This is a genomic window from Vreelandella sp. V005, assembly GCF_052645115.1.
In genome coordinates this window covers 25,356-31,396 of sequence record NZ_JBQXYA010000014.1, presented here as the reverse complement: position 1 = coordinate 31,396, position 6,041 = coordinate 25,356, and the positions used below count along the sequence as shown (strand labels likewise).

The following is a 6,041-nucleotide window of genomic DNA, read 5'->3' as shown; positions in this document are numbered from 1 at the left end:
CGCCTGACGACCATAGCACGCGTGAACCACCTGATCCCTTGCCGAACTCAGAAGTGAAACCGCTTAGCGCCGATGGTAGTGTGGGGTCTCCCCATGCGAGAGTAGGTCATCGTCAGGCACTTATACCACAGAAAACCCAGCCAATCGGCTGGGTTTTTTGTTGCCGGGAAGAAAACATCTTACGTTTAGTATTCACACTAACGTGCGGTTTTCTGGCGTTTTATGTCAGAATGCACTCCTCAAGGAGGACTGCCCATGACTCAGATGCGCTGGGAACAGCTACTTTCCCCTCGTCGTCTTCACGACCAACGTTCAGCCAGTAACCGCGAAATCGGTCGCAGCCCATTTCATAAAGACCATGACCGAATTGTTTTCTCAGGCTCGTTTAGGCGTCTCGGGCGTAAAACCCAAGTGCACCCGCTAACAGAAAACGATCATATCCATACGCGCTTAACCCATTCGTTGGAAGTGGGCTGTGTGGGTCGTTCACTAGGGATGATTGTCGGCGAGTTACTACACGACCGTTTGCCAGACTGGATAACGCCTGCCGATCTCGGGGTTATTGTACAGACAGCGTGTTTGGGCCATGACATCGGCAACCCTCCTTTTGGTCACGCAGGTGAGTATGCCATTCGCGACTGGTTTCAGCGCGCTCAGAGCAGTGGCCTATTAGAAGGGCTTTCTGAGGCTGAGCGCGAAGATCTATTGACCTACGAAGGCAATGCTCAGGGCTTTCGGGTCATTACCCAGATCGAGTACAACCAGTTCAATGGCGGTATGCGCCTATCAGCTGCCACACTGGGTGCGCTGCTCAAGTATCCCTGGACAGTTCGTTACAGCGGACGCGCAGGCAAGTTCGGCGCCTATCAATCCGAGCAGGTACTGCTCAAAGAGGTGGCTGAAGCGGTAGGTTTATTGCCCAATGGAGAGCAGCGTTGGTGCCGCCACCCGCTGGCTTGGCTGGTCGAGGCCGCCGATGATATCTGCTATGCCTTGCTAGACCTGGAAGATGGTTTAGAAATGGGGATACTGCGCTATGAAGAAGTGGTTGAAATACTTCGTCAAATTGCAGGAGAGTTCCCCCCTGAGTATGACGATATGCAAGCCCGGAATGTGTCCCAGCGCCGCCGCATTGCGCTGTTACGTGGCGCCGCTATGGAGCGTGCCGTCAATGATGTCGGTGCAGTGTTTGTCCAGCACGAACAGGCATTACTAAGCGGTACCTTAAGTGACGATCTATTAGCGCTATGCCATCCCGATTTGGGCTGGGGAGTACAGGCGGCCAAGCAATTGGCTCGAGAACGAATTTTCCAAAACGAGCGTAAAGCGAAACTGGAAATTGGCGCCTATACGACGCTGGGTATACTGTTGGAAGCTTTTATTGGCGCTGCTCACGAGCTTCACCATACCGGGCACTCATCGTTTAAACATCAGCGTGTGCTGGCTCTTATTGGCGAAAATACGCCGCTGCCTTCTTGGCCTCTCTACGATAGCTACCGTCGGATGCTGGACTTTATCGGGGGAATGACGGACCACTACGCCGTCGATTTGGCTCAAGAGATGGGAGGGCGGCTGCGCGGTGATTAAGCGGCAGCCGTTATACCGAAGGTTGGCGCAGGTGCTTTAGTTCCATCGACTTGGCGCGTTCTAGTAGAACATTGATCACCTTGTCGTGGATCGCGTCGGTGAGTGGACCTGGCGTGAGTTCCGTTATCTGTTTGGCTAGCGTATCTCCGCTGACCACTAAAATATCTGGGGCGGCCTCACTGCTATCTATTTCCCAGCCTGGCAGAACCAGCACGCCTCGCACGGGCACATTCACGCCACAGCGCTGTTCTAACCAGTGGGTAAGCCAACTGACGCCTTGGCGTGTTTTATGAAGCGGTCGGCGCTCTTGCCAATGGGGGAAACGTAGTCGCTCGCGCTCTACCGCCACCGTGTTGAGTTCGTTGCCATCAGGGCCGATAGCCAATGTTCTTGCCCGTGTTTCAACGACAAACACGCCGTGGGGTGTTACCACGACGTGATCGATAGTAAAGCTATCGGTAGGCACATCGTGAAAGACGTAGTAAGGGTGAGCATCGGGGCGAACTAAACGCTCTAACTCTTGGCCAACCGCAAGCTCGCAAGCGAGCCCTAATTTTAGCCGTCGAATACGTTGATAATCACGCACCAGTAGCAATGAAAACGTGAGTACCAGTAACGTGCTCATCAGTCCATACAGGGCCCATTCCACCCAATCCTGCCGATCAACAAAGAGCATTCTGCCCATGCCATATACCAGCGGTGCCAAGCTGATGATGGGCCCTAATGCCCCGTTTAAAAATAGGCTGGAAAAAGCTTGGTCAAGGCGATGGCGTAGCGCTTGCCCCGGTTCGTGAAGAGGCGCATTGAAAGGCGAACTAACACGCGCATCATGGAGGCTACGCAGCGCCAAGACGATACTGGCCATAGCCGCCATAGGGAACAGAAAGATGAGGGGTAGCAAGTATTCCAGCCAAGCCATTGCAGTGCCTTGCCCTTTGGTGACTTACCAGACGGCAAGCCATGGTGGTGCAGAGGCTTAACCCCCTGCGAGTTTAACCTGATAGCCGAGTGCGCTGAGCGCTTGGCGCAGAACATCGCGATGGTCGCCTTGAATTTCAATAATACTGTCTTTAACGGCACCGCCCGTTCCACAACGCTTTTTAAGTGTCTTTGCCAGCGTTTTTAACTCATCATCGGATAAAGGAATGCCGCTAATAGTGGTAACGCCTTTCCCTTTACGGCCACTGGTTTCACGCCGAATGCGTACAATGCCATCCAGAGCCGCCAAGCGCTGCTGCTCATTCATATCATCACAATGGCAGGCGTCGAGTGCTTCCCGGCAGGTGGGGCAGGTTTTGCCATGCTCGGTGGAGTAAACCAGACCGCCAAGTTGATCACGTATAGAGGCCATTATTATCCTCCAATAGAGTGTTGAGGCACGGGTACTTGCCAATATTCACGTGTGAGACGCTCTACGATGGCGGGTAATTGATACATGTTGCTAATCATAATAGCGTTTTCGGGTGTCTCTTCGGCATCTGGAAAACGGTTTAAATGAATCACTGTCATTCCCGCTTGCAGTGCTGCACGTACACCTACCAATGCATCGTCTATCGCAATACAGTCACGCGCTGCATATCCCATGATACTGGCTGCATGTAAATGTAAACAGGGTTCAGGTTTCCAACAATTGGCAGTATAACCGCTGAAAAAACGTTTCCCAAAGTAGTGAGTAAGCCCTGTGGCTTCCAACGCCGTTAGTATTTTAGTTTCAGGCCCGTTAGAGACGACTGCGCTGGGGTAGGCATCTAATATATCCAACGCTTCTCGAGCGCCGGGTATAGTCGTAAGTTCTTGGGCAAGTCGCGTGGCGAGCTTGGCTCGCATTGAGGTTTCCATGCGCTCAAGCCTGTTGGGATCAACGTCACCGTAACGCTGTTGCAGTTCAGCAACGATACGCCGAAAGCGTGCTCCGCGAAATTCACCAAGGTAATCAGACACGGCGAAAGGTAGCCCAACAGCGTTAAGGCCGGCGGCCATCTCTTCGGCCAACAGCGGTTCACTATCAACAAGGGTCCCATCACAGTCAAACAGCAAAAGTGGGAGCGGCATTGTGTGTCCTTGCAGCGGCTTTAGCGCTGCCAGTGTTAGTTAAAGCCATCCATACTCCTATTGAACGGGATTCTACGCTATTTGTGAACACTGTTTTATTATTTTTTACTTGCGTACATGATACGTTTGAGCCAGCTTAAGCGGCTACGCTTGTTTTAGTGCCTACCCGTGGAGGCAATCTAGCGTCAGAGTCGGCGGGTGATAGCGTTGAAATGCCCAAGCTGCGCTGAAGAGATAGTAGGGATACACTATGCTGTCATAACCATAAAATGGAGAAAGCCTAATGCGCTTAACCCCTTGGTTCCTAACTTTTGCAATGAGTGCTGCCTTACTGACAACGGCTGGCTATACGTTTGCTGATAATCATGAGTCAGAAGGTGAACAGCATAAGCCGCTGGATGATCAAGCTCTTGAGGAAGAGTACGGTATTAAAGCGGGGTCGGTAAAACGCGAGGAAGAGGTATCATCAAGCAATTCAGATGAGCAGGTTCGAGTTCGCGAAGAAGAGGAAGAAGAAGAGAAGGTTGAAGAAGAAAAGAGCGGAGAGGCGACCCGTGCTGGTGAGGATGACGTAGCGCTTGAGCCTGGAAAAAGTGAAGAAAGAAGCCCTGCGGCGGGTACCGGTGGTACGGGTAGCCCAGAAGACGCCATTCATAGCAGTGAAGAAGAAAATAGCGACAAAGATAACAGCAGTGACACTGACGATAGTGAATAACGTCAGTGTCTGAGGCCTTATTTAGCTAGACGGCGTGAGTTAGCGCTGCTGCGCTGGTGATAAGGCTTCATGGTGCGCTGGCTAGTTATCCACCAGGGGGCTAGTTGGCCATTCATTGAGTTAACCAATGCTTTCTGCATTTCGAGGCCAGCTTCCATGCTGGCTTCGAGCTTTTCAGTGACCATCTTTTGATTTTCTTTCATCATATTCGCGCTGAAAAAAGGCTGTGTTTGCCATAAATGGTGGCGCATCGTGATGGTCGATAAAGAAGTGGACCATAGTTCAAACGCCATTAAGCCTGCTTTCCACATATCGAACATGGCGAGCGGGGTGGTCGGCAACAGTGGGAGCATATTGGTACTTTTCATGGTAGTGGTCTCTCTCTAGGAACACGAAATAGCGTGGACTGGTTATCAGTGTTGGCTGATTAATGCTGCAATGCAATATGTATTTCTTTGAGCATAACGTAGGTTAGGTAAAAAAAAGACGACCGATTGGTCGTCTTTATATTGAGCAGCGTCAGTAGCAGAGTTACTTGATCTTTGAAGCCAGCTCTCCACGCTCGTAGCGTAAGGACATTTGCTCAAGACTAACCGGTTTGATCTTGCTGGCATTACCAGCCGTTCCGAAGGCTTCGTAGCGAGCGATACACAGGTCGCGCATTGCCGTTACGGTTTCCTTGAGGAATTTGCGCGGATCAAATTCAGCGGGATTTTGAGCCATGAAGCGGCGAACCGCCCCGGTGGATGCAAGGCGCAGGTCAGTGTCGATATTAACCTTGCGCACACCGTGCTTAATGCCTTCGACGATCTCTTCCACAGGAACGCCATAAGTTTCGGAAATCTGGCCGCCATATTGATTGATCACTTCCAGCCACTCTTGCGGCACGGATGAAGAACCGTGCATGACGAGATGGGTGTCTGGGATCCGCGCATGAATCTCTTTAATGCGCTGGATAGAGAGCGTATCCCCAGTGGGTGGCTTGGTGAATTTATAAGCGCCATGGCTGGTACCAATCGCAATGGCCAACGCGTCGACGTGGGTGGCTTTGACGAATTCGGCGGCTTCTTCGGGGTCGGTTAGCAGCTGCTCCATATCCAGCTTGCCTTCCGCGCCAATGCCGTCTTCTTCACCGGCCATGCCCGTTTCCAGGCTACCCAGGCAGCCTAACTCGCCTTCCACCGAAACACCGCAGGCGTGCGCCATTTCGACGGCACGACGCGTAACGTTCACGTTATAGTCGTAATCGGTAGGGGTTTTGCCGTCTTCGCCCAGTGAGCCGTCCATCATTACCGAAGAGAAACCAAGCTGGATAGAGCGCTGACAAATCGCCGGGCTAGTGCCATGGTCTTGGTGCATGACCACCGGGATATGCGGGAATTCCTCGACGGCTGCTAAAATCAGATGGCGTAAGAACGGGGCTCCCGCATATTTCCGAGCACCAGCAGAGGCTTGCACGATCACCGGTGAATCGGTGGCATCGGCAGCTTCCATAATCGCGCGCATTTGCTCAAGATTATTAACGTTAAACGCCGGTATGCCGTAGCCATACTCAGCGGCGTGGTCGAGCATCTGGCGCATGCTGATCAGAGCCATGAAATCACCTTATCTAAGTTATAAAAAAACATGTTGTCACAGGGGGCTATTAACGCCGCGGCTGTACTGCACTGCACTGCGCGCGGGCGGC

At 52.2% G+C, this 6,041-nt stretch carries 7 protein-coding genes and 1 rRNA gene; 3 read left to right on the top strand and 5 right to left on the bottom strand.

What is annotated here, in order from left to right:
• Positions 1 to 2 precede the first annotated feature (2 nt).
• Together rrf and ACUN8H_RS18665 are read left to right on the top strand one after the other, a co-directional pair.
• A 5S ribosomal RNA gene (gene rrf / locus ACUN8H_RS18670) occupies positions 3 to 118 on the top strand.
• Between the two features lie 137 nt (positions 119 to 255).
• Positions 256 to 1,587, top strand: a complete 1,332-nt coding sequence (locus tag ACUN8H_RS18665; RefSeq protein ID WP_445533536.1) for a deoxyguanosinetriphosphate triphosphohydrolase — start codon at positions 256 to 258, stop codon at positions 1,585 to 1,587.
• A 10-nt stretch (positions 1,588 to 1,597) separates the two neighbouring features.
• Here the strand turns inward: ACUN8H_RS18665 and ACUN8H_RS18660 are convergent, their stop codons facing one another.
• From ACUN8H_RS18660 to ACUN8H_RS18650, 3 genes are read right to left on the bottom strand one after another with little or no spacing between them, the layout of a single operon-like run.
• Positions 1,598 to 2,506, bottom strand: a complete 909-nt coding sequence (locus ACUN8H_RS18660) for a nuclease-related domain-containing protein (protein WP_445533535.1) — start codon at positions 2,504 to 2,506, stop codon at positions 1,598 to 1,600.
• Between the two features lie 57 nt (positions 2,507 to 2,563).
• Positions 2,564 to 2,938 carry a translation initiation factor Sui1 gene (locus tag ACUN8H_RS18655; protein ID WP_445533534.1) on the bottom strand — a complete coding sequence of 125 codons (375 nt, stop codon included), beginning with the start codon at positions 2,936 to 2,938 and terminating at the stop codon, positions 2,564 to 2,566.
• 2 nt (positions 2,939 to 2,940) lie between these two features.
• Positions 2,941 to 3,639 carry an HAD family hydrolase gene (locus ACUN8H_RS18650; protein ID WP_445533533.1) on the bottom strand — a complete coding sequence of 233 codons (699 nt, stop codon included), beginning with the start codon at positions 3,637 to 3,639 and terminating at the stop codon, positions 2,941 to 2,943.
• Between the two features lie 283 nt (positions 3,640 to 3,922).
• On the opposite strand from ACUN8H_RS18650, the gene ACUN8H_RS18645 reads away from it, so the two are divergent.
• Positions 3,923 to 4,354 carry a hypothetical protein gene (locus ACUN8H_RS18645; protein ID WP_445533532.1) on the top strand — a complete coding sequence of 144 codons (432 nt, stop codon included), beginning with the start codon at positions 3,923 to 3,925 and terminating at the stop codon, positions 4,352 to 4,354.
• 17 nt (positions 4,355 to 4,371) lie between these two features.
• Here ACUN8H_RS18645 and ACUN8H_RS18640 read toward each other — a convergent pair whose 3' ends face one another.
• Both ACUN8H_RS18640 and fba read right to left on the bottom strand, forming a co-directional pair.
• A complete protein-coding gene (locus ACUN8H_RS18640) occupies positions 4,372 to 4,722 on the bottom strand; it encodes a hypothetical protein (RefSeq protein WP_445533531.1) in 351 nt (116 codons plus the stop codon).
• Positions 4,723 to 4,885: 163 nt separating this feature from the next.
• Positions 4,886 to 5,950, bottom strand: a complete 1,065-nt coding sequence (gene fba, locus ACUN8H_RS18635) for a class II fructose-bisphosphate aldolase (protein WP_445533530.1) — start codon at positions 5,948 to 5,950, stop codon at positions 4,886 to 4,888.
• Between the last annotated feature and the right edge of the window lie 91 nt (positions 5,951 to 6,041).